The sequence below is a fragment of the Sphingomonas phyllosphaerae genome (assembly GCF_029623345.1).
In the GTDB taxonomy this organism is placed as follows: domain Bacteria; phylum Pseudomonadota; class Alphaproteobacteria; order Sphingomonadales; family Sphingomonadaceae; genus Sphingomonas; species Sphingomonas phyllosphaerae_C.
Window position 1 is genome coordinate 285,972 of sequence record NZ_JAPYKH010000001.1, and the last position, 21,376, is coordinate 307,347.

Consider the following 21,376-nt stretch of genomic DNA (forward strand, 5'->3'; position numbering starts at 1 on the left):
ACCAATCCAAATCGAGGTGACCTGATGCCGCGCCCGTTCGCCGTCGCCCTGCTGCTCGCGACCGGCCTCGCCGCGCCGCGGCCGGCGCTCGCGCAGGCGGTTCCCGCCGCCGCCGCGCCTGCCGGCTCCGCCGAGGACGTCAAGCTCAAGGCGTTGTTCGCCGCGAGCGACGAGGCATCGCTGCAGCGCAACCCGATCAACGCGCTGTTCCGCGGGGACCTCCGCTATGCCGACCGGCTCGGCGATCCTTTCTCCGACTCATACATCGCGGCCGAGCGCGCCGCCGCGCAGGGTGATCTTGCCGCGCTCGCGCGGATCGATCGCGCCAAGCTCACCCGCACCGACCAGATCGCCTATGACGTCTTCCAGCAGCAGAGTTCGGTGACGCTACGTGGGCTTGCGCCCGATCTCGTCGCGCTCAACATCGTCCGCCCGCTCGACCATTTCTACGGACTGCAGACCTTCTACCCCGAGCTCGCCTCGGGGCAGGGCGCGGCGCCGTTCAACACCGTCGCGGACTATGACAACAACCTGAAGCGCAACGCACGCTACGCCGAGTTGCTCGATCAAGCGATGGCGCGTTTCCGCGAAGGCATGCGCGCGCGCGTCGTCCAGCCCAAGCTGGTGGTGCGCAACATGATCGCGCAATTCGATCATCTGCTCGAAGGCGGTGCCGAGGGCTCCCCAATGTATGGCCCGGTAAAGTCCTTCCCAGCGGCCATCCCGGCCGCCGACCAGGCGCGGCTCCGCGCCGCCTACACGCGCCAGATCACCGAGGTGATCAATCCGGCGCAGCGGCGCATGCGCGATTTCCTTGAAAAGGAGTATTTGCCGGTCGCACGCGACAGCGTCGGCCTCTCGGCAATGCCGGGCGGCGCTAAGCTATATGCGTACCTGATCGAGTCGAACACGACGCTGCCGCTCTCCGCTGATAAAGTCCACCAGCTCGGTCTCAGTGAAGTGACGCGGATCACCCGTGAGATGGAGGCGCAGAAGGGCAAGGTCGGCTTTACCGGCTCCCTCGCCGATTTCTTCACCTTTATGCGCGAAGACAAGCGCTTCCAGCCCTCGTCCAAGGAGCAATTGCGGCTCGGCTATGAAGCGATCGGCCGCCGTGTCGACTCGCGCGCGCGCGAGCAATTCTCGCTGATCCCCAGAACGACGCTCGAGATCCGCCCCGTGCCCGCGTTCAAGGAGAAGACCGACGCGGGCGGGTCCTATCAGGCGGGCACGCCCGACGGGTCGCGGCCCGGCGTGTTCTACTACAACACCTATGACCTCCCGGTCCGCTACATGTGGGAAATGGAGACGTTGTACCTCCACGAGGCGGTGCCGGGGCATCATTTTCAAATCAGCCTGGCGCAGGAGAATGAGTCACTCCCGGCCTTCATGCGCTTCAGCGGCAACACCGCCTATGTCGAGGGCTGGGCGCTCTACGCCGAGACGTTGTGGCCCGAGCTGGGGATGGAGACCGATCCCTATCAGCGCCTGGGCGGCCTCAACGACGAAATGCTGCGGGCGATGCGGCTGGTGGTCGACACTGGCATCCACACCAAAGGTTGGACGCGCGATCAGGCGATCGACTATATGCTCTCGCACTCTCCGATGGCGCGCACCGATGCGACCGCCGAGGTGGAGCGCTATATCGCGATCCCCGGACAGGCGTTGGCTTACAAGATCGGTCAGCTGACGATCTCGCGGCTGAAGGCAGACGCAAAGGTGAAGCTAGGCGACCGCTTCGACGCGCGCGCCTTCCATGCGCAGGTGCTCGACACCGGCGCGCTGCCGATGCCGGTGCTCGAGGCGAAGATCGGGGACTGGGTGAAGGGTAAGGGGAAGTAGGGACGCGGCGCCGTCGCTCCCTCACCCTCTTCTGTCCCGTCATCCTGGACTCGTTTAAGGATCTGCGGCGCCGCTTGTTCTGGGGCCGTGGCGTGTGCGGGACGGTGCATCCTGAAACGAGTTCAGGAAGACGCCAGTGAGCACGAGACGAGATCCCACCCCGTTGTCCCGCGCCGCGCCAGCCCCTAGATCGCGTGCGATGAACGGCAGTTACGGCCCACCCGACCGCTTCAACGAAGAGCAGGCCACCTTCACCATCCGCGGTGCCGACGCCCCCGACCTCAAGGCGGGCGAGGCGGCGATCCGCAACGTGCTCAAGACGCTGCCGCTCAAGCCCGGCGTCTATCGCATGCACGACGCCAAGGGCGACGTGCTCTACGTCGGCAAGGCGCGCGCGCTGAAGAACCGCGTCGCCAACTACGTTCAGGTCGAGCGGCTGCCGAAGCGGCTGCAGCGGATGGTGTCGCAGACGCGATCGATGACGATCGTGACGACCAATAACGAGGCCGAAGCGCTGCTGCTCGAGGCGCAGCTGATCAAGCGCTACCGGCCCGCGTACAACGTGCTGCTGCGCGACGACAAGAGCTTCCCCTTCATCCTGCTGCGCGCCGACCACGACTTCCCGCGGATCCAAAAGCATCGCGGCGCGCGGCGCGCCAAGGGCGATTACTACGGCCCCTTCGCCAGTGCGGGCAGCGTCAATAATACGCTCAACGCGTTGCAGAAGCTCTTCCTGCTGCGGAGTTGCACCGACGGCTTCTTCAAGACGCGTGACCGCCCCTGCCTGCTGTACCAGATCAAGCGCTGCTCGGCGCCGTGCGTCGGTCGGATCGACCCCGTCGGCTACGCGGATCTGGTCGGCGACGCCAAGAAGTTCCTCGCCGGCAAGGCCACCGACGTCCAGGCCAAGCTGGGCGCGCAGATGCAGGCCGCCGCGGAGAACATGGACTTCGAGCTCGCCGCGGTACTGCGCGACCGGCTCAAGGCGCTGACGTTCATTCAGGGCACGCAGTTCATCAACGCGGAGGGGGTGGGCGATGCCGACATCTTCGCGCTCGCCAGCCACGAGGGACTGATCGGGATCGAGGCCTTCTTCATCCGCGGCGGCCAGAACTGGGGCCATCGCAGCTTTTTCCCCGCGCACACCGCCGACGTACCCGAGGACGAGGTGCTCACCCAGTTCATGATGCAATTCTATGAGGAGGTGCCGCCCGCGCGCACCATCCTCATCGATCGCGTGCTGCCCGAGGCCGAGCTGTTGACGCAGGCGCTGTCCGAGCAGACGGGGCGCAAGGTGGAGCTGACCGTGCCCCAGCGCGGCGTCCGCAAGCGGCTGCTCGACCAGGCCAGCCGCAACGCCCAGGAGGCGCTGGAGCGTCGCCTCGCCGAGAGCACGACCCAGGCGCGTCTGCATCGCGAGCTCGCCGAACTGTTCGAGCTGGGCGAGTCACCCGACCGGATCGAGGTCTATGACAACAGCCACATCCAGGGCACCAATGCGCTTGGCGCGATGGTGGTCGCGGGGCCCGAAGGGTTCCGCAAGGGTCATTATCGCAAGTTCAACATCAAGCAGGCCGCCACCGACGACGATTATGCGATGATGCGCGAGGTACTCCAGCGCCGTTTCTCGCGCGCGCTGGAGGAGAATTCCGATCGCGATGGCGAGACGTGGCCGGACCTGGTACTGCTCGACGGCGGTCGCGGCCAGCTTAACGCCGCCAAGGCGGTGCTGGAGGATCTCGGGATCGAGGACGTGTGCCTTGTCGGCGTCGCCAAGGGGCCGCACCACGGCCGCGAGGGACGCGAGGTGTTCCACCTGATGGACGGTCGCGAGCTGACGCTGCCGGTGAACTCGCCTTTGCTCTTCTACCTTCAGCGGTTACGCGACGAGGTCCACCGATTCGCCATCGGCGCGCACCGCGCCAAACGTGCGAAGGCGATCGGCGCAAGCCCGCTCGACGAAGTTCCCGGTATCGGCCCGGCGCGCAAGAAGGCGCTGCTGATGCACTTCGGCACCGGCCGCGCGGTGCGCAACGCCAGCCTGGAGGACCTGCGCAAGGCGCCGGGCGTGAGCGCGGCGGTGGCGCAGCAGGTCTACGACTTCTATCACGCGCGCTAAGGCTCGGCGGTCACTCCACCGGGATCAGCGCGCGCGATGGACGCTCACGCCGCGGTGCCGGCGACATGGCCTCGACCAACTCGAACTGCGCTATCTCGCCGGCGAGCAGGTCGGCCTGATCGGCGAGCCCGCGCGCGGCGGCGGTGGCCTGCTCCGCCATCGCGGCATTCTGCTGTGTGACGCTGTCGATCTCGGCCACCGCCGTATTGACCCGCTGAAGTCGCGACGCTTCCTGCTCGGCCGAGTGCGCGATCTCGACGATCAGCTGGTTGATCTCGCTGACTCGTTCCGTGATTCGCTTCAGCGATCCGGCGGCGCTGACCACCAGCTGGGCGCCGCGCTCCACTTCCTCGCCAGAGGCGGTGATGCGCGCCTTGACGTCCTTCGCCGCCTCCGCGGAGCGCTGCGCGAGCGCGCGCACCTCCGCGGCGACGACCGCGAAGCCTCTGCCAGACTCACCCGCGCGCGCCGCCTCCACTCCCGCATTAAGAGCGAGCAGGTTGGTCTGGAAGGCGATACCGTCGATCACCGCGATGATCTCGCTGATCTCGGCGGAGCTGTGGCGGATCGAGTCCATCGCCGCGGCGGCAGACTCGACGATTTGCCCAGACTCCTCCGCTTCGGCACGCATCACCTGCGCGGTCTGGCGAGCGCTTCCGGCGCCTACCGCGGTGTTGCGCACCGCCGTCGTGATCTCGTGCATCGCGCTGGCGGTCTCGCCCAGGCTGGCGGCCTGCTGCTCGGTGCGCTGTGCCATATGGTCGGACGCGAGCCGGATCTCGACCGCGCCGGCACGGACCATCTCGCCGGTCTCGCTCACCTCGGTGAGCGCACGGCTCAGCTGCTCGACCGCGGTGTCATAGGAGTGTGCGATTGCCTCGTAGCCGGCGGGCAACAAGTCGCCGAGCCGCTCGGTCATCCGGCGCCGTGCCAGATTGTCGAGCGCGCCGGCGAGCCGGTGGACGACCATCTCCTGCGCGCTTGTCGCGGTGCGCCGCTCTATTACCAGATCGCGGAAGCCTTGCAGCGCGTGAACCATCTCGCCGATCTCGTCGGACCGGTCGCCGCCTGCCAGCGCGACGGTGAGCTGGCCCGCCGCCATCTGTCGAATCGCGGCCGCGGTCGCGAGGATGGGTGCGAGCACGTGGCGGAACAGCAGCAGCAGTCCTGCCCCCACCACCAGCATCAGCACCGCCGCCATGGTCAGCAGCAGCGCCAAGGTCGCTTTGACCTGACTGCTCGCTGCGATGCCGAGCTTGACGCGCGCCGTCGTGGCCGCGCGCACCAGCGTGTCCAGCGCCGTGCGATGTTCCGCATAGAGGGCGGAGAGGCGAGCGTAACTGGCGTCGGCGGTGCGCAGGTCGCCGCGTCCGATCGCAGGGATGAAGGTGCTGTCCAGTTCGCGCCAATACGCATCGGCGGGACGCGCCACGCGGTCCAGACCGGCGAGTAGCGCGGGGTCCACGTCGCTCTTCCGCCAGTGCCCGACACTGTCCTCGAAGGCACGTTCGAGCGCGACCAGTTCGCGCCGGCGAACGGGTAGTGTTGCGGGATATTGGCATAGCAACAAGGCGGCGAGGTGGGCCTCGATCAGCGTTGCGGGTGGTGGCATGATCGCCGCATCGAAATCGTCGATCTGCTGCCCTACGCGATCGATCGGACCTCCCACGCGAATGCGGTCGATCATGATGTCGGTCGCGATGGTACCCAGGAGCAGGGCGGCTACAGTGAGCGCCGCGCCGATCTGACACTTGCATTTGATCTGCATCTCTCGAGCCTCGTTGATGGCTCGTTTCCAGCACGCCGGCCGCGATCAGGACAAGTCGCCCGGTTCGCCGAGTCGCCGCTGCGGGTCGGGAGATCGCCGCTCGCCTGTGCCCGCCAACTCGCGCCCGATCGGCGCGAGGTGCCGCATGGCGGTTCATCGCGCATCTCGGCCCAGACACTGGCCAGCGCGGTGCGAAGGAGCACGTTGGTGGGCGTCCTCCGAGCGGATGCGCATGCCCGCTCGCACCGCTATGAATGGACCGATGCACCTCGCCGCCGACGCTTTGATCCTCTCCGCCCGCGCGCATGGCGAGCACGGCGCGGTCGTGCGCGGCTTCACCCGGGACGACGGGGTGCGCCCGGGCTATGTCCGCGGCGGGCACTCGCGTCGGCTGCGGCCCTTGCTCCAGCCGGGCAATGTCGTGCGCGGTGACTGGCGCGGGCGCAGCGACGAGCAGCTCGCGGCGCTCACCGTCGAGCTGGTGCACAGCCGCGCGCCGCTGTTCGCCCAGCCGCTGCCCGCCGCTGCGATCGAGTGGCTGTGCGCGCTTACCGCTGGCGCCCTGCCCGAGGCGCAGCCCTATCCACGTCTGCACGACGCGCTCGCCGCGGTGTTCGACGCGATCGAGGCGGCGCCGAGCGCGCATGGTTGGGCCGGCAGCGTTGCGCGTTACGAGCTGCTGCTGCTCGCCGAGCTCGGTTTCGGGCTGGACCTGAGCGGTTGTACCGTCACCGGCACGCGCGACGATCTGGCGTATGTCAGCCCGCGCAGCGGCGCCGCGGTGAGCCGTGCCGGCGCGATCGGCTACGAGACGCGGCTGCTCGCGCTACCACCGTTCCTGCTCTCGGGCGGCGCGGCCACCTGGGACGAGGTGCTCGGCGCGCTGACGCTCACCGGGCATTTCCTCGCGCGCGACGTGCTGGTCGACCGCCGTCGCGACCTGCTCGCCGCACGCGAACGGCTGGTGGCGCGGCTCGCGCGGGCGGTTGCGTGAGCGCGCGCGCCGCGCCATGCGGTGCGGCATGACCGACTCCACCCTGATCGCGATCCTGCCCGGCGACGGCATCGGCCCCGAAGTGACGCGCGAGGCGCGCCGCGTGCTCGAGGCGCTCGACCTCGGCCTCCGCTTCGAGGAGGCGCCCGTCGGCGGCGCCGCCTATCGCGCCACTGGCCACCCGCTGCCGCTCGAGACGTTGGCGCTGGCCGATCGCGCCGCGGCGGTGCTGTTCGGCGCGGTGGGCGACCCGGCGTTCGACTCGCTCGAGCGTGCGCTGCGTCCCGAGCAGGCGATCCTCGGCATCCGCAAGCATCTCGGCACCTTCGCCAACCTGCGCCCGGCGCGGATCTTCCCCGGCCTGGAGGACGCCTCGACGCTCAAGCCCGAGGTGGCGCGTGCGATCGACCTGGTGATCGTGCGCGAGCTCAACGGCGACGTCTATTTCGGCGCCAAGGGGCGCGGCACCACAGCGGAGGGCAAACGCGAGGGTCACGACCTGATGCGCTACGACGAGGACGAGGTGCGCCGCATCGCGCGCGTCGGCTTCGAAACCGCGGCGAAGCGGCGCGGCAAGCTCTGCTCGGTCGACAAGGCCAACGTGCTCGAGACCTCGCAGCTGTGGCGCGACGTCGTGATCGAGGTGGCAGCGGACTATCCGCAGGTCGAGCTGACGCACATGTACGTCGACAATGCCGCGATGCAGCTGGTGCGCAACCCGGGCGCGTTCGACACGATCGTGACGGGCAATCTGTTCGGCGACATCCTCTCCGACCAGGCGAGCATGTGCGTCGGCTCGATCGGCATGCTGCCCTCGGCCGCGCTCGATGGCGCGGGCAAGGGACTGTACGAGCCGATCCACGGCTCGGCGCCCGACATCGCGGGGCAGGGCAAGGCCAATCCGTGCGCCGCGATCCTGTCCGCGGCGATGCTGCTGCGCCACTCGCTGGCGCAGGACGCGGCGGCGGACCGCGTCGAGGCGGCGGTGGCAGCTGTGCTGGCGCGTGGCCTGCGCACTACGGACATGGGCGGCGAGGCGACCACGGTAGAGATGGGCGACGCGGTGCTCGTGGAGCTGTGAGCCCTTTCACTTTTTCCCGTCAGGGGGAGAAGTGAAGGGCTACCGCCTCCGACCAAACTTCTCGCTCACACCCAGCTGGCGAACCACGTCCAGCGATGGAACGCCGCGGCATGCGCCAGCGGGGCGGCGGTGAGCACCGGCAGGAAGTAGAGCGTCAGCGCGAGCGCCAGCAGCAGATACACTTCGTCCCACCACCCCAGCGGCGCGCGCCAATGGTCCAGCGCCACCGCGAGCGCGACGCTGAGGAAGACGCTGGCCGGATAGTAATAGTAATAGAACCCGAGCGATTTGGGGATCACCGCGAAGATACCGACCGCGAAGGTCCACAGCACGGCCGGCGCGAGCAGCCGCGCCGACCCGTGCTTCACCCAGCCGCCGTAGCAGGCCGCGACCGCTGCGAGCCCGCCCCACATCACCGCGGGGTTGCCGAGCAGGATGATGCCGCGTTGCGCGCCGTCGACGGGCTCGTACAGATACCAGATCGGGCGGATCAGCAGCGGCCAGGTCCACCAGTCCGACTGATAGGTGTGGTGCGGCAGCTTCTGCGTCTGGCGCAGGTACATTTCCCATTGGAACGGCAGCAATCGCGCGACCGTCATTGGCTCGTTGGCGTAGAAGAAGGCGGGAACGAAGGTAAGGAAATACACCGCCACCGACACCCCGACCAGCAGCGCCAGCGCGCGCACCGCACCGAGCCCCGGCCAGCGCGCGGGCCGCTCGCGCTTCAACAGCACGAAGGTCACCGCCGCCGCGGCCACGTACGGCGCAGCGACCCATTTGCAGGCGGTGGCGAGCCCCAGCAGCGCCGCGCCGGCGGACCAGCGCGCGACGCTGCCGTCGCGGATCGTGGCGGTGAGCAGCACGATTCCCCACAGCAGGAAAGCGAGCATGAACGTGTCCAGCATCGCGATCCGCGCCTGGACATAGACGGTGAAGCCCAGCACCGCGAGTAGCGCGCCGGTCAACGCGGCGCGGGTGCGCCCGGTCAGCAGCCAGGTCAGCGCGAACACCCCCGCGACCGTCGCGCTGCCCGCCGCCGTCGACATCGCGCGCCAGCCCAGCGGCCCGTCGCCGAATAGCCGCATCCCCAGCGCGATCAGCTCCTTGGCGAGCAGCGGGTGCTCGATATTGGCGGGGCCGCTGAGATCGCGCAGCGCGCGCGCGGCGGGCAGATAATGGACCTCGTCGAACACCGGCTTGTCGGGCACGGTGACGCGGAACAGGAACAGCAGCTCGGCGGCGAGCGCAATCGCCAACGTGAGTAACCAGGGTCGAGGCGCTGTCACCGTCCTGTCGCGTGCGGCCATCAACTTTACCATTCGTGCTCCTGCGCTCGCAGGAGCTCAGGGCCGCGAGCGTGGCGGGTGATGATCCTGGGTTCCCGCCTGCGCAGGAACACTCTGCTTCCTTGCGTCAGCCTCGCCGCGGCGACAAGCCCGCCCGCCGCCGGCGCCGCGCTGCCCCTTGTCTCCGCGCGCCGCCGGAGGCTAAGCGTGCGCGCATGAAGCGGCGTAGCGGACAGGACCGGTCGGTCACCCAGCATTGGCGCCCCGCCACCCTCGCGGTGCGCGGCGGCACCGCCCGATCCGAGTTCGGTGAGACCTCGGAGGCGATCTTCCTCACCTCGGGCTACAGCTACGACTGTGCCGAGGACGCCGCGGCGCGTTTTGCCGGCGAGCAGGAGGGGATGACCTATTCCCGCCTGCAGAACCCGACCGTCGAGATGCTTGAGCATCGCATCGCGCTGCTCGAGGGCGCCGAGGCGTGTCGCACCATGGCCACGGGCATGGCGGCGATGACCGCGGCGCTGCTGTGTCAGCTCCAGCAGGGTGACCATGTTGTCGCCGGCCGCGCCGCTTTCGGTTCGTGCCGCTGGCTGGTCGACACCCTGCTGCCCCGCTTCGGCATCCAGTCGACCACCGTCGACGCGCGCGACTCTCGGGCGTTCGAAGCGGCGGTGCGCCCCAACACCAAGGTCTTTTTCTTCGAGACCCCTGCCAATCCGACGATGGACGTGGTCGACCTGAAGGCGGTGTGCGGCATCGCGCGCGAGCGCGGGATCGTGAGCGTGGTCGACAATGCCTTCGCCACGCCAGCGCTCCAGCGCCCGCTCGAGTTCGGGGCCGACGTGGTCGCTTATTCCGCCACCAAGATGATGGACGGGCAAGGGCGCGTGCTCGCCGGCGCGGTGTGCGGCAGCGAGGATTTCGTCACCAACACGTTGCTGCCCTTCACCCGCAACACCGGGCCGACGCTCAGCGCGTTCAACGCCTGGGTGGTGCTCAAGGGGCTGGAAACACTCGACCTGCGCGTCCGTCGCCAATCGGCCAACGCGGTGACGGTCGGGCAATTTCTCGAGGGCCGCGTGCCGCGGATCCTCCATCCCGGCCTGCCAAGCCATCCGCAGCATGCGTTGGCGATGTCGCAGATGGTCGCGACGGGGCCGATCTTCGCCTTCGAGGTGGCCGATCGTGCCCAGGCGCATGCTCTGCTTAACGCGCTGGAGCTGATCGACATCTCGAACAATATCGGCGATTCTCGCTCGCTGATGACGCATCCCGCCTCCACCACCCATTACGGTGTCAGCGCCGAGGCGCGCGCCGAGATGGGCGTGACCGAGGGGCTGCTCCGGCTCAACGTCGGACTCGAGGACCCACAGGACCTGATCGACGATCTCGACCAGGCGCTCCGGCAGGTCGGCTTATGACCGCGATCGGCATGGAGGCGCTGTTCCCGCTCGCCACGACGACCGGGACGGTCACCGTGCGGGTCTCGGTCAGCTATCTGCCCGAACAGTCGGAGCCGGCGCGCGGGCGCTGGTTCTGGGCCTATCATATCCGGCTGGAGAATGACGGTGAGGGCGCGGTGCAGCTGCTCACGCGTCACTGGGTCATCACCGACGGCAACGGCGCGCGCCACACGGTGGAGGGCGAGGGCGTGGTCGGCGAACAACCGCTGATCGCGCCGGGCGCGAGCTACGATTATGTGTCGGGTTGCCCGCTTGCAACGCCGAGCGGCGCGATGCAGGGCAGCTACCGCATGATCGCCGAGGACGGGCATCTCTTCGACGTCGCCATCCCGCGCTTCGCGCTGACCGCGCCGGCGGTGGCGGAGTGAAGCGCACCCACCTGCCGCTCAACGGGCTGCGCGTGCTCGACGCCGCGGCGCGCCACCTCTCCTTCACCCGCGCCGCCGACGAATTGGCGGTGACGCCGGCCGCGGTCGGCCAGCAGATCCGCGCGCTGGAGGACACGCTGGGCGTCGTCCTGTTCCGCCGCACCACCAAGGGGCTGGAGCTCACCCCCGAGGGCGAGGCGGGGCTTGGACCGCTGCGCCAGGGCTTCCTCGAGTTCGAGGAAGCAGTGCGCGCGATGCAGGCGGGCCAGTCGTCCAAGTCGTTGACGATCGCGGCGCCGCGCGACGTCACCGAGAAGTGGCTGCTGCCGCGCCTAGCGGCGATTGCGGCGGGCGACGCCGAGCTCCGCTTCGCGTTGGTCGCGGCCGACGACAACGTCGATTTCACCGAGGCAAACCTCGACCTCGCAATCCGCTGGGGCGAGGGCCCCGGCGCGCTGGAAGGCGAGGCGATCGAGAGTGAGGGGCTCGTGACGGTCGAGCGTGCGGGCGGCGGCGCGGCGGCGGTGATCCACTGGCCGGGCGCGCCCGGCGAGGGCGGGGCGCAAGTGCGCGTCGGCGACGCCGGGTTGGCGATCGACGCTGCCGCGGCCGGGCTGGGTCGCGCCACCGTCCCCGAACTGCTCGCGACGCGTGACGTCGCGGCGGGGCGGCTGGTCGTGGTCGGCGAGGCGATGCCGTCGCGGCTCGGCTATTGGCTGATCGCGCCGACCCCGCAGTGGCGCCAGCGCAAGGTGCAGGCGTTGGTCGAGGCGCTGGGCGGATGACGCCGCGGCTCGCGACCGCGCGGCTGGTGCTGCGCGCGCGCGTGCCCGACGATGCCGAAGCGCTGTTCGCCGCGATGGGCGACGCGACGGCGATGACCTGGTGGTCGCACGCGCCCGCCGAATCGGTGGCCGCCTTGCGCGAGCGCTTCATTGCGCGCGACGACGGCAGCTGGCGTACTTGGGCGGTCACGCACGCGGACGATGACGTCGCGATCGGGTTCGTCGCCGCGGGCGAGAAGCGCGCCGGCGTGGTTGAGATCGGCTACCTGCTGGTACCCGCGGCGCAGCGCAGGGGCTACGCGCGCGAGGCGGTTGGCGCCGTGATCGGGCAGCTGTTCGCCGAGGGTTATCGGCGCGTGTTCGCCGACACGGATCCTGCGAACGTCGGCTCGAACCGGCTGCTGGAGGCGCTCGGCTTTCGGCGCGAGGGGCTGCTGCGTGCCGAATGGGAAACTCACATCGGCGTGCGCGATACGGTGCTGTGGGGATTGCTGCGCGACGAGTGGTAGCGCGGCGAAGAAGATCGCGCCGCCGCGACGCCGTCACCGCCGCCAGACCCTATGACGCGGTGAGCGCCGCCGCTCGAGCGACCATGACAGGACGGACGGCAGCCCCATGCTCTCCGACACGCATTGCATCGCGGCCGTGGACGGCACACGATCGCGTGGCGTGAGATCGGGACCGGGCGAGCGCTGCTGATGGTGCACGGCTGTTTTTGCGGCGCTCATGCCAATTGGATCCGGCCAGGCTATGCCGCGGCGCTCGCCCGCGCCGGCTCACGGGCCATCATGCCGGACTTTCGAGGCCACGGCGAGAGTGGCCGACCGCATGACCCGAGCGCTTACCGGCGCGGCGTGCTGGCGCACGACCTGCAGACGCTCGTGGCAGCATTGGCGCTGCGGGAACATGACATCGTCGGTTATTCGCGCGGCGCCCGCGTCGTGGTCCGCATGCTCGCTAATGGTGCCTGACCGCGTCGGGTGATCCTGGGCGGAACCCGGCTGGAGGGGATCGTCGCCGCCGAGTTGTTAGCGGAGGGCTTCCTACGGGCGAACAAGGGCGTCCCGGCGGCGATGCAGTTGGTCAACGACACCATCGCCAGCACGCCGCTCGACACACTGGCGACCGTCCGCTGCCCGATCCTCGTCCCCTGCGGTGAGGATGATAACGAGAATGGGTCGGCAACCGCGCTTGCCGAGGCCGTGCCGAGCGGTCATTAGCGCAGGATTCCCGGCGATCATCTCGGCGCCGCGACCGGGCCCGAGCTGGCATCGACGATCGCCGCTTTCGTCGCCCAGTGAGGACCGCCGTCCGAGGCAAACCGTTCAACGAAGGGTCGGACCTGCCGCACATCCCCGGTTCGGGTGGATGAAGGGAGGCCCGGAACGCGCCCCCTTCCACCTTCGCCTCATTCGGGAACGGAGTTCTCGTCCGCGATCTTCGCCTCGAACGACTTGCTCGAGTCGGTACCGTCGGGCTGGTGGGCGCCGCCGTGCTTGGCGCCGGTTCTGCTCTCCGGCTTCGCACCGGCCTTGCCGTCGGACTTGGGGGCCGGCAGCGAGGGCTGCTTCGGCGTCGAACTGCGCAGCGACAAGAGCGCCGCGGTCGCCGCGGCACCGATCGCCGCCACGCCGCCGGCGATCGCCGCCGCGCCCCATTTGCCGCCGACCTTGTCCGTGGCGCGCGATGCCGCCTTACCGGCACTGCGCGCCCCGCGAGTGGCGCTCTTGCGCGTGTCGGTCGCGGCGCGGCTCGCGCGCTTGCGTGCAGCGCCGGCCGAGCGCGACACGCTCTTGGTCGCCGTGGTCACCGCCTCGCCGGCTTGCTCGAGCGTCGAGGGCTCGCCCGCGGCGGCGCGCTTGGTGGCGGCGCGGCGCTTGGGCGCCGGCGCATCACTCGCCGTCTGGCGCTTCGTCGCAGGCTTGCTCGCCGCACTCGCGCTGGTCTTGCGCGGCGCGCGGCGGCGCGGCGTCGCCGGCTTGGACGAGGCCGGCGCGGGGGTCGGCGTATCGCTGCTGTCGTCGGCCATCATCTGCTCCCTGGCGAAATGGTACGGCCGCGTAACGCGCGGCCGCCGCTTCGTTTCCCAGGGAGTGCTCGGCACTTAGCGGAAGGGCGGTTCGTTGAAGGCGCGCAGCTTGCGGCTGTGCAGCGTGGCGCCCTCGCGGCGGAGTTCCTCACACGTCTCGATGCCGATGCGCATATGCTCGCTGATCGCCCGCTCGTAGAAGCGATTGGCCTGGCCCGGGAGCTTGAGCTCGCCGTGCAGCGGCTTGTCCGAGACGCACAGCAGCGTCCCATACGGCACGCGGAAACGATAGCCCTGCGCCGCGATGGTCGCCGATTCCATGTCGATCGCCACTGCGCGACTGAGCGAGAAGCGCAGTGCCGACCGGGCGTAGCGCAGCTCCCAGTTGCGATCGTCGGTGGTGACGATCGTGCCGGTGCGCAGCCGCCGCTTGAGCACGTCGCCCGACTGGCCGCTGACGGTCTCGGCCGCGCGCGCCAGCGCCTGCTGCACCTCGGCGATGGCGGGCACCGGAATTTCGGGCGGCAGCATGTCGTCGAGCACGTGGTCGTCGCGCAGATAGGCGTGCGCGAGCACATAGTCGCCGATCCGCTGCGAGGGGCGAAGGCCACCGCAGTGGCCGATCATCACCCAGGCCTCGGGGCGCATCACCGCGAGATGGTCGCAGATCGTCTTGGCGTTGGAGGGGCCGACACCGATGTTGACGAGCGTAATGCCGGTGCGATCGTCCGCCATCAGGTGATAGGCCGGCATCTGCAGCCGCCGCCACGCGCTATCGTCGAGCATCGCGGGATCGTCGCCCGCCTGGAACAGCACGCCGCCCGGCCCCGAGAGCGCGGTGAAGCGGCTATCGCCGCCGACCTGGCTCGCACCCCAGCGGACGAACTCGTCGACGTAGCGATGATAGTTGGTGAACAGCACGTAGCGCTGGACGTGCTCGGGCGGCGTGCCGGTGTAATGCCGCAGCCGGGCGAGGCTGAAGTCGGTGCGTAGGCCATCGAACAGCGCGAGCGGGCGCGTGCCGTCGATCGAGGCCCAGAGGCCATCGGCGATCTCATCACCGATATAGGCGAGCTCGGTCGTCGGGAACCAGCGCGCCAGCTCGGCGGCGGAGACGGTGTCGAGGCTGAGCGCGTGGCCGGCGTCAATGACGTACGGGAAGGGGATCTCCTGCGTCCCCGCCACGGCGCTGACGGTAACGTCATAGTCCTCGATCAGCAGGGTCAGCTGCTCGGTGAGATAGTCGGCGAAGACCGCGGGTTTGGTGACGCTGATGCGATATTCGCCGGGGCTCACCAGCCGGCCGAACGAGCGCAGCGGCGTGGGACGATCGTCGCCGCCGGCGAAGCGGAGCCGGATCTCGGGATAGGCGAAGGAGCCGTCGCGCCGTGTCTCGGGGGCGGGCGGCGTTCCATCGGCGATGTAGCGGGAGATCGCCGCCTTGAGCCGGTCGACCGACGCGCTGTAAAGCCGGTCCAGTTCCTGTACGATATCGTTCGCTGTCATTCCCGACGGTTACATTTGCGACGTGACCGCGGCAAGTCGCGGCCAACTCATGACGAACGTGCGAGCATCCTGATCCTCCCCGGCACGGGGAGGGGGACCGCCGCGCACCAGCGCGGTGGTGGAGAGGGCTCTCTACGGATCGCAGCGCCTGCGGACACTCCCTCTACCAGCCTGCGGCTGGTTCCCCTCCCCGTGCCGGGGAGGATCCAAGGGAGTTACAGCATCGTCAGCAGATGCTCCGCCGAGCTGACACGGAACTCGCCCGGTGCCTCGACCTCAAGCGACTCGACCACGCCGTCGTTGACGACCATGGCGTAGCGCTGGCTGCGCTTGCCCATGCCGTACTTGCTGCCATCCATCTCGAGCCCGAGGGCGCTAGCGAAGTCGCCGTTGCCGTCGGCGAGCATCGTGACGCCCTCGGCGCTGTTCTGCTTCGCCCAGGCGGCGAGGACGAACGCGTCGTTCACCGCGGTGCAGGCGATCTCGTCGACACCCTTGGCGCGCAGTTCCTCGGCTTTGTCGAGATAACCCGGCAGGTGGCGCGCCGAGCAAGTGGGGGTGAAGGCGCCGGGCACCGCGAATAGCGCGACACGGCGGCCCTTGAAATAGTCGCCGCTGTCGACGGGCTCGGGCCCTTCGGCGGTGACCTTGGTGAGGCGGACGGACGGCAGGGTGTCGCCGACGCTGATCGTCATGGGGCAGGGCTCCGGTGCGAGGATGGCGCGGGTGTCGCAGCCGAGGCGATTGATTTCAAGCTTTGGCAAGCGCCGCCGCACGCACTAGGTTCGCGCGGATGGAGCAAGCCAATTATCTCGCCGGTCAGTTCCTGCTCGCCATGCCCGGGATCGGTGACCCGCGCTTCGAGCGTTCGGTGATCGCGATCTGTAGCCACGACGAGAGCGGCGCGCTGGGCGTGGGGATCGGTGCGGTGGTCAACGGGCTTGGCCTGCACGACGTGCTCGAACAGCTCGAGATCGCGCCCGGGGAGGCACCCGACGCCCCGGTCCATTTCGGCGGCCCGGTGGAGACGCGACGCGGCTTCGTGCTCCACTCGAGCGACTGGGGCGGGCACGATACGCTCGACGTTGCGGGGCGCTGGGCGCTGTCGGGGACGCTCGACGTGCTGCGCGCGATCGCGGCGGGGAACGGCCCGTCGCGCTGGCTGGTCGCGCTCGGCTACGCCGGCTGGGCGCCGGGCCAGCTCGATGCCGAGATGACGCGGCACGGCTGGCTCAACGTCGCCGACTCGCCCGAGATGTTGTTCGACACGCCGGTGGAGCGGCGCTGGACGCGTGGCTTCGCCGCCGCCGGCGTCGATCCGCGGCTGCTGTCGAGCGAGAGCGGGCACAGCTGAGCCGCTCTTCCAGAACGATATAAAGATATCTTTATATTTGATCGACAGCGCTGGGCGGGTTAAGGCGCACACATGCCGACCGGTGCGTGGCGCCTTGGTCGGCCCTATCAGTCTGGAGACAACGCCGTGGCTACCGCCCCAGTGTCTGACCGCACGCTCAACACCAACGATTACGTCATCAAAGACATCGCTCTCGCCGATTTCGGCCGCGCCGAGATCAAGATCGCCGAGACCGAGATGCCCGGCCTGATGGCGCTGCGCGACGAGTTCGGCGCCGCACAGCCGCTCAAGGGCGCGCGCATCACCGGCTCGCTGCACATGACGATCCAGACCGCGGTGCTGATCGAGACGCTGACCGCTCTCGGTGCGGACGTGCGCTGGGCGACCTGCAATATCTTCTCGACGCAGGACCATGCCGCCGCCGCAATCGCCGCCGCGGGCATCCCGGTGTTCGCGGTGAAGGGCGAGACGCTCGCCGATTACTGGGACTATGTCGGCTCGATCTTCGATTGGGACGACGGCAACGGCCAGACTGCCAACATCATCCTCGACGACGGCGGCGATGCGACCATGTTCGCTTTGTGGGGCGCCAAGCTCGAGGCGGGCCAGAGCTTCGGCGAGCCCGAGAATGAGGAAGAGGTCGAGTTCCAGCGTTCGGTCAAGGCGTTCATCGCCAAGAAGCCGGGCTACCTGACCGAAACGGTGAAGAACCTGAAGGGTGTGTCGGAGGAGACCACCACCGGCGTTCACCGCCTGTACGAGATCGCCAAGAAGGGCGAGCTGCCGTTCCCGGCGATCAACGTCAACGACTCTGTCACCAAGTCGAAGTTCGACAATCTCTACGGCTGCAAGGAGTCGCTGGTCGACGCGATCCGCCGCGCCACCGACGTGATGCTGGCCGGCAAGGTCGCTACCGTCGCGGGTTTCGGCGACGTCGGCAAGGGTTCGGCGGCGTCGCTGCGCAACGGCGGCGCGCGCGTCCTCGTTACCGAGATCGATCCGATCTGCGCGCTGCAGGCGGCGATGGAAGGCTATGAGGTCGTGACGATGGAGGAAGCGGTGAAGCGCTCCGACATCTTCGTCACCGCGACGGGCAACGCCGACGTCATCACCGCCGATCACATGAAGGCGATGAAGCCGATGGCGATCGTCTGCAACATCGGCCATTTCGACTCGGAGATCCAGATCGCCGCGCTGTCCAACTACAAGTGGACCGAGGTGAAGCCTGGCACCGACCTGGTCGAGTTCCCCGACGGCAAGCAGATCATCGTCCTCGCCAAGGGTCGCCTGGTGAACCTGGGCTGCGCGACTGGCCACCCGTCGTTCGTGATGTCGGCGTCGTTCACCAATCAGACGCTGGCGCAGATCGAGCTGTGGACCAAGGGCGAGAATTACAAGAACGAAGTCTATGTCCTGCCCAAGCACCTCGACGAGAAGGTCGCGGCGCTCCACCTGGAGAAGCTCGGCGTCCAGCTATCGCAGCTGAGCGAGAAGCAGGCCAAGTATATCGGCGTACCGGTCGCTGGCCCGTTCAAGCCGGATCATTATCGCTACTGATCGCCGTCGCGATCGTCAAAATGAGGGGGCGGTGCCGCGAGGTGCCGCCCTTCTCGCATGTTGCTGCGGCGCAACAACGTGGCTGAATAACACATTAACCCTTGCGACGAAGATGACGAGATGTCCCTAATGGGACATGGAAATCACGGCGTCGGAACAGGGGAAGACGATGACGATCTCGCATTGGCGGAGCGGATGCGCACTGGTCGCGCTGGTCGCGGGCGGCCTCAGCCTGCCGGCGCACGCACAGCAACAACCGCTCCAGACGGCGACCCAGCAGGATGCACCTGACGCGGCGCCGACCGCAGCGGAAGCGGCGCAGGCCGATGATCCCGTCGATGTCGTCGTCACCGGCTCGCGCATCGCCCGGCCCGAGATCGACTCGCCAACTCCGGTCACCAGTTACTCCTCGGCGTCGTTGCAGCAGTCGGGCCGTGTCAACGTCACCGACTTTTTGACGCAGAATCCCGCGCTGATCGGCTCCTCGACCAGCGCGAGCCAGTCCGGTTCTACCGCCGATAACGGCGCTGCCGGCGTCAATCTGCTCAACCTCCGCAATCTCGGCGCGAACCGGACGCTCGTCCTGGTCGATGGACGCCGTCACGTTGCCGGTCTACCCGGGACCGCAGCGGTCGACATCAACACGATACCCGCCGATCTGATCGAGCGTATCGACGTGACGACGGGCGGAGCGTCGGCGATCTACGGTGCCGACGGCGTGTCAGGCGTCGTCAATTTCGTGCTCAAGCGCGATTTCGAGGGGCTGGTCGCACGCGCGCAGACCGGCGTCTCGGAATATGGCGACGCCGGCAGCCGCTTCTTCTCGCTTACCGGCGGCAAGAACTTCGCCGGCGGTCGCGGCAACATCGCCTTGAACTACGAGTTCCGCGACGATGATCGTGTCAGCTCTTTCGCACGCGAGCGTACGGGCAATCCGCTGCGCACGTACGGCATCGTGCGCGATCCGACCGACATCCCCGACGATCCCGCACGATTTGACCGTATCCGCACCAACAATCTGCGTTATGCCGACAGCTCGCGAGGAGGCGCTGTCGATCTCGATCTGGACGGCGTGCCCGATTTCAACGGGGACGGCCGCGTCTACGACCGCGGGGTCAGTCTGCCGGGCACGGGCCAGGTCCAGGGCGGCGACAGCACGCCAGTGGCGGGCTACCAGGGTGACCTTCAGCCCAAGAACCGCATCCACAACGTCAATCTGCTGAGCAGTTTCGAGGTGTCACCCGCGCTGCGGCTGTTCGCGCAGGGCAAATATACCAACACGCACAGCTATACGGTGTCGCAGCCGAGCTTCGACTTCTACACCTATCTCGCTCCCGACAACGCCTTCCTGATCGATCGCTTCGGTGCCGACGCGGCGGCCAACGGCGCGCTCGTCTCGCGCGACAATTTCGACTTCGGCGTCCGTGGCGAGTCGTCCAAGCGCGAGACTTACCGTTCCGTCATCGGTGCGGACGGGCAGATCAGCGATCATGCGCGTTACGAATTTTCCTACACATATGGCCGCACGGACAGTCGCTTCCTCTCGACCAACTACCGCATCAGCGATCGTTATTTCGCTGCGCTGGACGCAGTACGTGACCCCACGACCGGGCAGATCGTCTGTCGCTCCGACCTTGATCCGACGGCCAATATCGACCCGAACAACTTCGATGCGCCGGCGACGACCTTTACGCCCGGCGCGGGCAGCGGGTGCCAGCCGCTCAACATCCTCGGCGAGGGTTCCCCCAGCGCCGCGGCGCTCGGCTTCGTCCAGGCCGACATGGTCAACTTCTACCGGGTGCAGCAGCACGTGGTCTCTGGTTCGATCAGCGGTGATTTCGGCCAGTTTTTCGAGCTTCCCGGCGGCCCGATCGGCTTTGCCTTGGGCGCCGAATATCGCAAGGAGAGCAGCCGCTTCAATCCCGATCCCCGGGTCGAGCAGGGCGAGTTGCTCGACTTCTCGCAGGTCGGGCCGCAGCGCGGCAGCTTCGACGTCAAGGAGGCCTTCGGCGAGCTCCGCGTGCCGTTGCTGAAGGACTTGCCCTTCGCCAACACGCTCGAATTCAACGCCGCGCTGCGTGTCTCCGATTATTCGACTGTCGGCAACACAACGACGTGGCAGGTGAACGGCATCTGGGCGCCGGTTCGCGACATCCGCTTCCGCGGCGGCTATTCCGAGGCGGTTCGCGCGCCCAATATCAGCGAGCTCTATGCGCCGGTCAGCGGCGCCTTCTCCTTCATCGACGATCCCTGCGATCCGGAGAACCTGCCGGAGGGCACGCGGTACCGTGTCGCCAATTGCCAGGCCACGCTCACCGCGGCGGGCTTGTCGCCGGCTCAGATCGCCGCGTTCAATCCGGTGAATGACCCCGTCGCGACCGCCAGCCTCCCGGGCCGGACGGGCGGCAACCGCGGGCTGCGCGAGGAGACCGCCAAGACGTGGACCGCCGGCGTCGTGCTGTTGCCACGTTTCCTGCCGGGTCTGTCGATCACGGCGGATTGGTACAACATCAATCTGACCAACGCAGTGAACTCGCCGACCGCGCAGCAGCTCGCGGACCTATGTGTCGACCAGCCGACACTCGACAATCCCTATTGCTCGAACGTCTCGCGCAGCGGGGTGACCGGCTATGTCAATGACTATCTGCTGCAACCCGAGAACGTTGCTGCGTTCCGCACGCAAGGCCTGGATCTTCAGGTCGCCTATAGCCTGAACGCCGGCAATCTCGGGCGCTTCAACCTGAAGCTGGTAGGTAACTACCTCGATCGGCTCGACTTCGTGCCGACGCCGGGCGCCGAGCGCGAGGACCAACTCGAGCTGCCGACGCTGCCCGCACCCAAATACGCGGGTACGTTCGACCTGACCTGGACCAAAGGCGCGGTGACGCTCAATTACGGCCTCAACTATTCCAGCAAGGTACGGCGCTTCACCCGCGATCAGGTCAGCGCCAATCCGGATATCGCTGCGCCGGAGTATCTCTACTATCGTGAGCGCTGGGAGCATGACATCCAGGCCTCGATCGCGGTCGAGAAGAACTTCAGCTTCTACTTTGGCGCCAACAATCTCACCGGCGCGGGTGTCGAGCCGACTGGCTATGGCCCGTACTCATATTCTTTCCTGGGCCGCTATTACTATGCCGGGGCGCGGATTGCGCTCGACCGGCTGTTCTGATCGGGGGGGCGGGCGGCCGGGCGGCGCCTGTTTACCACGTCGAGGCGCTTTT

The 21,376-nt window shown here is 68.1% G+C and carries 18 protein-coding genes; 13 read left to right on the forward strand and 5 right to left on the reverse strand.

Annotation, left to right across the window (positions count from 1 at the left end):
• Positions 1–24: 24 nt before the first annotated feature.
• Together QBJ89_RS01295 and uvrC are read left to right on the forward strand one after the other, a co-directional pair.
• Positions 25–1,842 (forward strand): DUF885 domain-containing protein, encoded by a 1,818-nt coding sequence (locus QBJ89_RS01295; protein WP_277978725.1) that lies wholly within the window; start codon positions 25–27, stop codon positions 1,840–1,842.
• A 199-nt stretch (positions 1,843–2,041) separates the two neighbouring features.
• Positions 2,042–3,961, forward strand: a complete 1,920-nt coding sequence (uvrC, locus tag QBJ89_RS01300) for an excinuclease ABC subunit UvrC (RefSeq protein ID WP_277978726.1) — start codon at positions 2,042–2,044, stop codon at positions 3,959–3,961.
• A 10-nt stretch (positions 3,962–3,971) separates the two neighbouring features.
• Here the strand turns inward: uvrC and QBJ89_RS01305 are convergent, their stop codons facing one another.
• Positions 3,972–5,729: a methyl-accepting chemotaxis protein gene (locus QBJ89_RS01305; RefSeq protein WP_277978727.1), complete on the reverse strand. Its 1,758-nt coding sequence runs from the start codon at positions 5,727–5,729 to the stop codon at positions 3,972–3,974.
• 262 nt (positions 5,730–5,991) lie between these two features.
• Here QBJ89_RS01305 and recO point away from each other — a divergent pair, with 262 nt between their 5' ends.
• Positions 5,992–6,723: a DNA repair protein RecO gene (gene recO, locus QBJ89_RS01310; RefSeq protein WP_277978728.1), complete on the forward strand. Its 732-nt coding sequence runs from the start codon at positions 5,992–5,994 to the stop codon at positions 6,721–6,723.
• Positions 6,724–6,751: 28 nt separating this feature from the next.
• A complete protein-coding gene (leuB, locus tag QBJ89_RS01315) occupies positions 6,752–7,804 on the forward strand; it encodes a 3-isopropylmalate dehydrogenase (RefSeq protein ID WP_277978729.1) in 1,053 nt (350 codons plus the stop codon).
• Between the two features lie 65 nt (positions 7,805–7,869).
• Here leuB and QBJ89_RS01320 read toward each other — a convergent pair whose 3' ends face one another.
• Positions 7,870–9,060, reverse strand: a complete 1,191-nt coding sequence (locus QBJ89_RS01320) for a glycosyltransferase family 39 protein (protein WP_277978730.1) — start codon at positions 9,058–9,060, stop codon at positions 7,870–7,872.
• 245 nt (positions 9,061–9,305) lie between these two features.
• Between QBJ89_RS01320 and QBJ89_RS01325 the strand changes: the two genes are divergently transcribed.
• The 6 genes from QBJ89_RS01325 to QBJ89_RS01350 all read left to right on the forward strand — a co-directional run bounded on the left by QBJ89_RS01325 (position 9,306) and on the right by QBJ89_RS01350 (position 12,926).
• Positions 9,306–10,511 carry a trans-sulfuration enzyme family protein gene (locus tag QBJ89_RS01325; protein ID WP_277978731.1) on the forward strand — a complete coding sequence of 402 codons (1,206 nt, stop codon included), beginning with the start codon at positions 9,306–9,308 and terminating at the stop codon, positions 10,509–10,511.
• Positions 10,512–10,522: 11 nt separating this feature from the next.
• Positions 10,523–10,921 carry a Co2+/Mg2+ efflux protein ApaG gene (gene apaG, locus QBJ89_RS01330; protein ID WP_277978862.1) on the forward strand — a complete coding sequence of 133 codons (399 nt, stop codon included), beginning with the start codon at positions 10,523–10,525 and terminating at the stop codon, positions 10,919–10,921.
• The gene (locus QBJ89_RS01335) at positions 10,918–11,706 is read left to right on the forward strand and encodes a LysR family transcriptional regulator (RefSeq protein ID WP_277978732.1); all 789 of its coding nucleotides are present in this window, start codon (positions 10,918–10,920) and stop codon (positions 11,704–11,706) included. Before apaG ends, QBJ89_RS01335 begins: the two co-directional genes overlap by 4 nt.
• On the forward strand, positions 11,703–12,215 hold the full coding sequence (locus tag QBJ89_RS01340; protein WP_277978733.1) for a GNAT family N-acetyltransferase: 513 nt from the start codon (positions 11,703–11,705) through the stop codon (positions 12,213–12,215). The genes QBJ89_RS01335 and QBJ89_RS01340 overlap by 4 nt, the downstream gene beginning before the upstream one ends.
• 189 nt (positions 12,216–12,404) lie before the next feature.
• Positions 12,405–12,677: an alpha/beta fold hydrolase gene (locus tag QBJ89_RS01345; protein WP_277978734.1), complete on the forward strand. Its 273-nt coding sequence runs from the start codon at positions 12,405–12,407 to the stop codon at positions 12,675–12,677.
• Between the two features lie 9 nt (positions 12,678–12,686).
• Complete coding sequence (locus QBJ89_RS01350; RefSeq protein ID WP_277978735.1) at positions 12,687–12,926, forward strand: hypothetical protein; 240 nt, start codon at positions 12,687–12,689, stop codon at positions 12,924–12,926.
• Between the two features lie 188 nt (positions 12,927–13,114).
• Here the strand turns inward: QBJ89_RS01350 and QBJ89_RS01355 are convergent, their stop codons facing one another.
• The 3 genes from QBJ89_RS01355 to QBJ89_RS01365 form a co-directional block, all read right to left on the reverse strand.
• On the reverse strand, positions 13,115–13,735 hold the full coding sequence (locus QBJ89_RS01355) for a hypothetical protein (protein WP_277978736.1): 621 nt from the start codon (positions 13,733–13,735) through the stop codon (positions 13,115–13,117).
• A 75-nt stretch (positions 13,736–13,810) separates the two neighbouring features.
• Positions 13,811–15,241 carry an AMP nucleosidase gene (locus QBJ89_RS01360; RefSeq protein WP_277978737.1) on the reverse strand — a complete coding sequence of 477 codons (1,431 nt, stop codon included), beginning with the start codon at positions 15,239–15,241 and terminating at the stop codon, positions 13,811–13,813.
• A 215-nt stretch (positions 15,242–15,456) separates the two neighbouring features.
• The gene (locus QBJ89_RS01365; RefSeq protein WP_277978738.1) at positions 15,457–15,936 is read right to left on the reverse strand and encodes a peroxiredoxin; all 480 of its coding nucleotides are present in this window, start codon (positions 15,934–15,936) and stop codon (positions 15,457–15,459) included.
• A gap of 98 nt (positions 15,937–16,034) precedes the next feature.
• Between QBJ89_RS01365 and QBJ89_RS01370 the strand changes: the two genes are divergently transcribed.
• The 3 genes from QBJ89_RS01370 (at position 16,035) to QBJ89_RS01380 (ending at position 21,324) form a co-directional block, all read left to right on the forward strand.
• Positions 16,035–16,595, forward strand: a complete 561-nt coding sequence (locus tag QBJ89_RS01370; protein WP_277978739.1) for a YqgE/AlgH family protein — start codon at positions 16,035–16,037, stop codon at positions 16,593–16,595.
• A 72-nt stretch (positions 16,596–16,667) separates the two neighbouring features.
• Positions 16,668–18,152, forward strand: coding sequence for an adenosylhomocysteinase (ahcY, locus tag QBJ89_RS01375; protein WP_431522490.1), 1,485 nt, complete (start codon positions 16,668–16,670; stop codon positions 18,150–18,152).
• Between the two features lie 169 nt (positions 18,153–18,321).
• The gene (locus QBJ89_RS01380; protein ID WP_277978741.1) at positions 18,322–21,324 is read left to right on the forward strand and encodes a TonB-dependent receptor plug domain-containing protein; all 3,003 of its coding nucleotides are present in this window, start codon (positions 18,322–18,324) and stop codon (positions 21,322–21,324) included.
• Positions 21,325–21,376: the final 52 nt, after the last annotated feature.

Excerpts from the sequence above, each read along its gene's own strand:
- QBJ89_RS01295 (WP_277978725.1), top strand. The coding sequence starts at position 25 with ATGCCGCGCCCGTTCGCCGTCGCCCTGCTGCTCGCGACCGGCCTCGCC.
- uvrC (WP_277978726.1), top strand. The coding sequence starts at position 2,042 with ATGAACGGCAGTTACGGCCCACCCGACCGCTTCAACGAAGAGCAGGCC.
- QBJ89_RS01305 (WP_277978727.1), bottom strand. The coding sequence starts at position 5,729 with ATGCAGATCAAATGCAAGTGTCAGATCGGCGCGGCGCTCACTGTAGCC.
- recO (WP_277978728.1), top strand. The coding sequence starts at position 5,992 with ATGCACCTCGCCGCCGACGCTTTGATCCTCTCCGCCCGCGCGCATGGC.
- leuB (WP_277978729.1), top strand. The coding sequence starts at position 6,752 with ATGACCGACTCCACCCTGATCGCGATCCTGCCCGGCGACGGCATCGGC.
- QBJ89_RS01325 (WP_277978731.1), top strand. The coding sequence starts at position 9,306 with ATGAAGCGGCGTAGCGGACAGGACCGGTCGGTCACCCAGCATTGGCGC.
- apaG (WP_277978862.1), top strand. The coding sequence starts at position 10,523 with ATGGAGGCGCTGTTCCCGCTCGCCACGACGACCGGGACGGTCACCGTG.
- QBJ89_RS01340 (WP_277978733.1), top strand. The coding sequence starts at position 11,703 with ATGACGCCGCGGCTCGCGACCGCGCGGCTGGTGCTGCGCGCGCGCGTG.
- QBJ89_RS01345 (WP_277978734.1), top strand. The coding sequence starts at position 12,405 with ATGGTGCACGGCTGTTTTTGCGGCGCTCATGCCAATTGGATCCGGCCA.
- QBJ89_RS01355 (WP_277978736.1), bottom strand. The coding sequence starts at position 13,735 with ATGGCCGACGACAGCAGCGATACGCCGACCCCCGCGCCGGCCTCGTCC.
- QBJ89_RS01360 (WP_277978737.1), bottom strand. The coding sequence starts at position 15,241 with ATGACAGCGAACGATATCGTACAGGAACTGGACCGGCTTTACAGCGCG.
- QBJ89_RS01365 (WP_277978738.1), bottom strand. The coding sequence starts at position 15,936 with ATGACGATCAGCGTCGGCGACACCCTGCCGTCCGTCCGCCTCACCAAG.
- QBJ89_RS01370 (WP_277978739.1), top strand. The coding sequence starts at position 16,035 with ATGGAGCAAGCCAATTATCTCGCCGGTCAGTTCCTGCTCGCCATGCCC.
- ahcY (WP_431522490.1), top strand. The coding sequence starts at position 16,668 with ATGCCGACCGGTGCGTGGCGCCTTGGTCGGCCCTATCAGTCTGGAGAC.
- QBJ89_RS01380 (WP_277978741.1), top strand. The coding sequence starts at position 18,322 with ATGACGATCTCGCATTGGCGGAGCGGATGCGCACTGGTCGCGCTGGTC.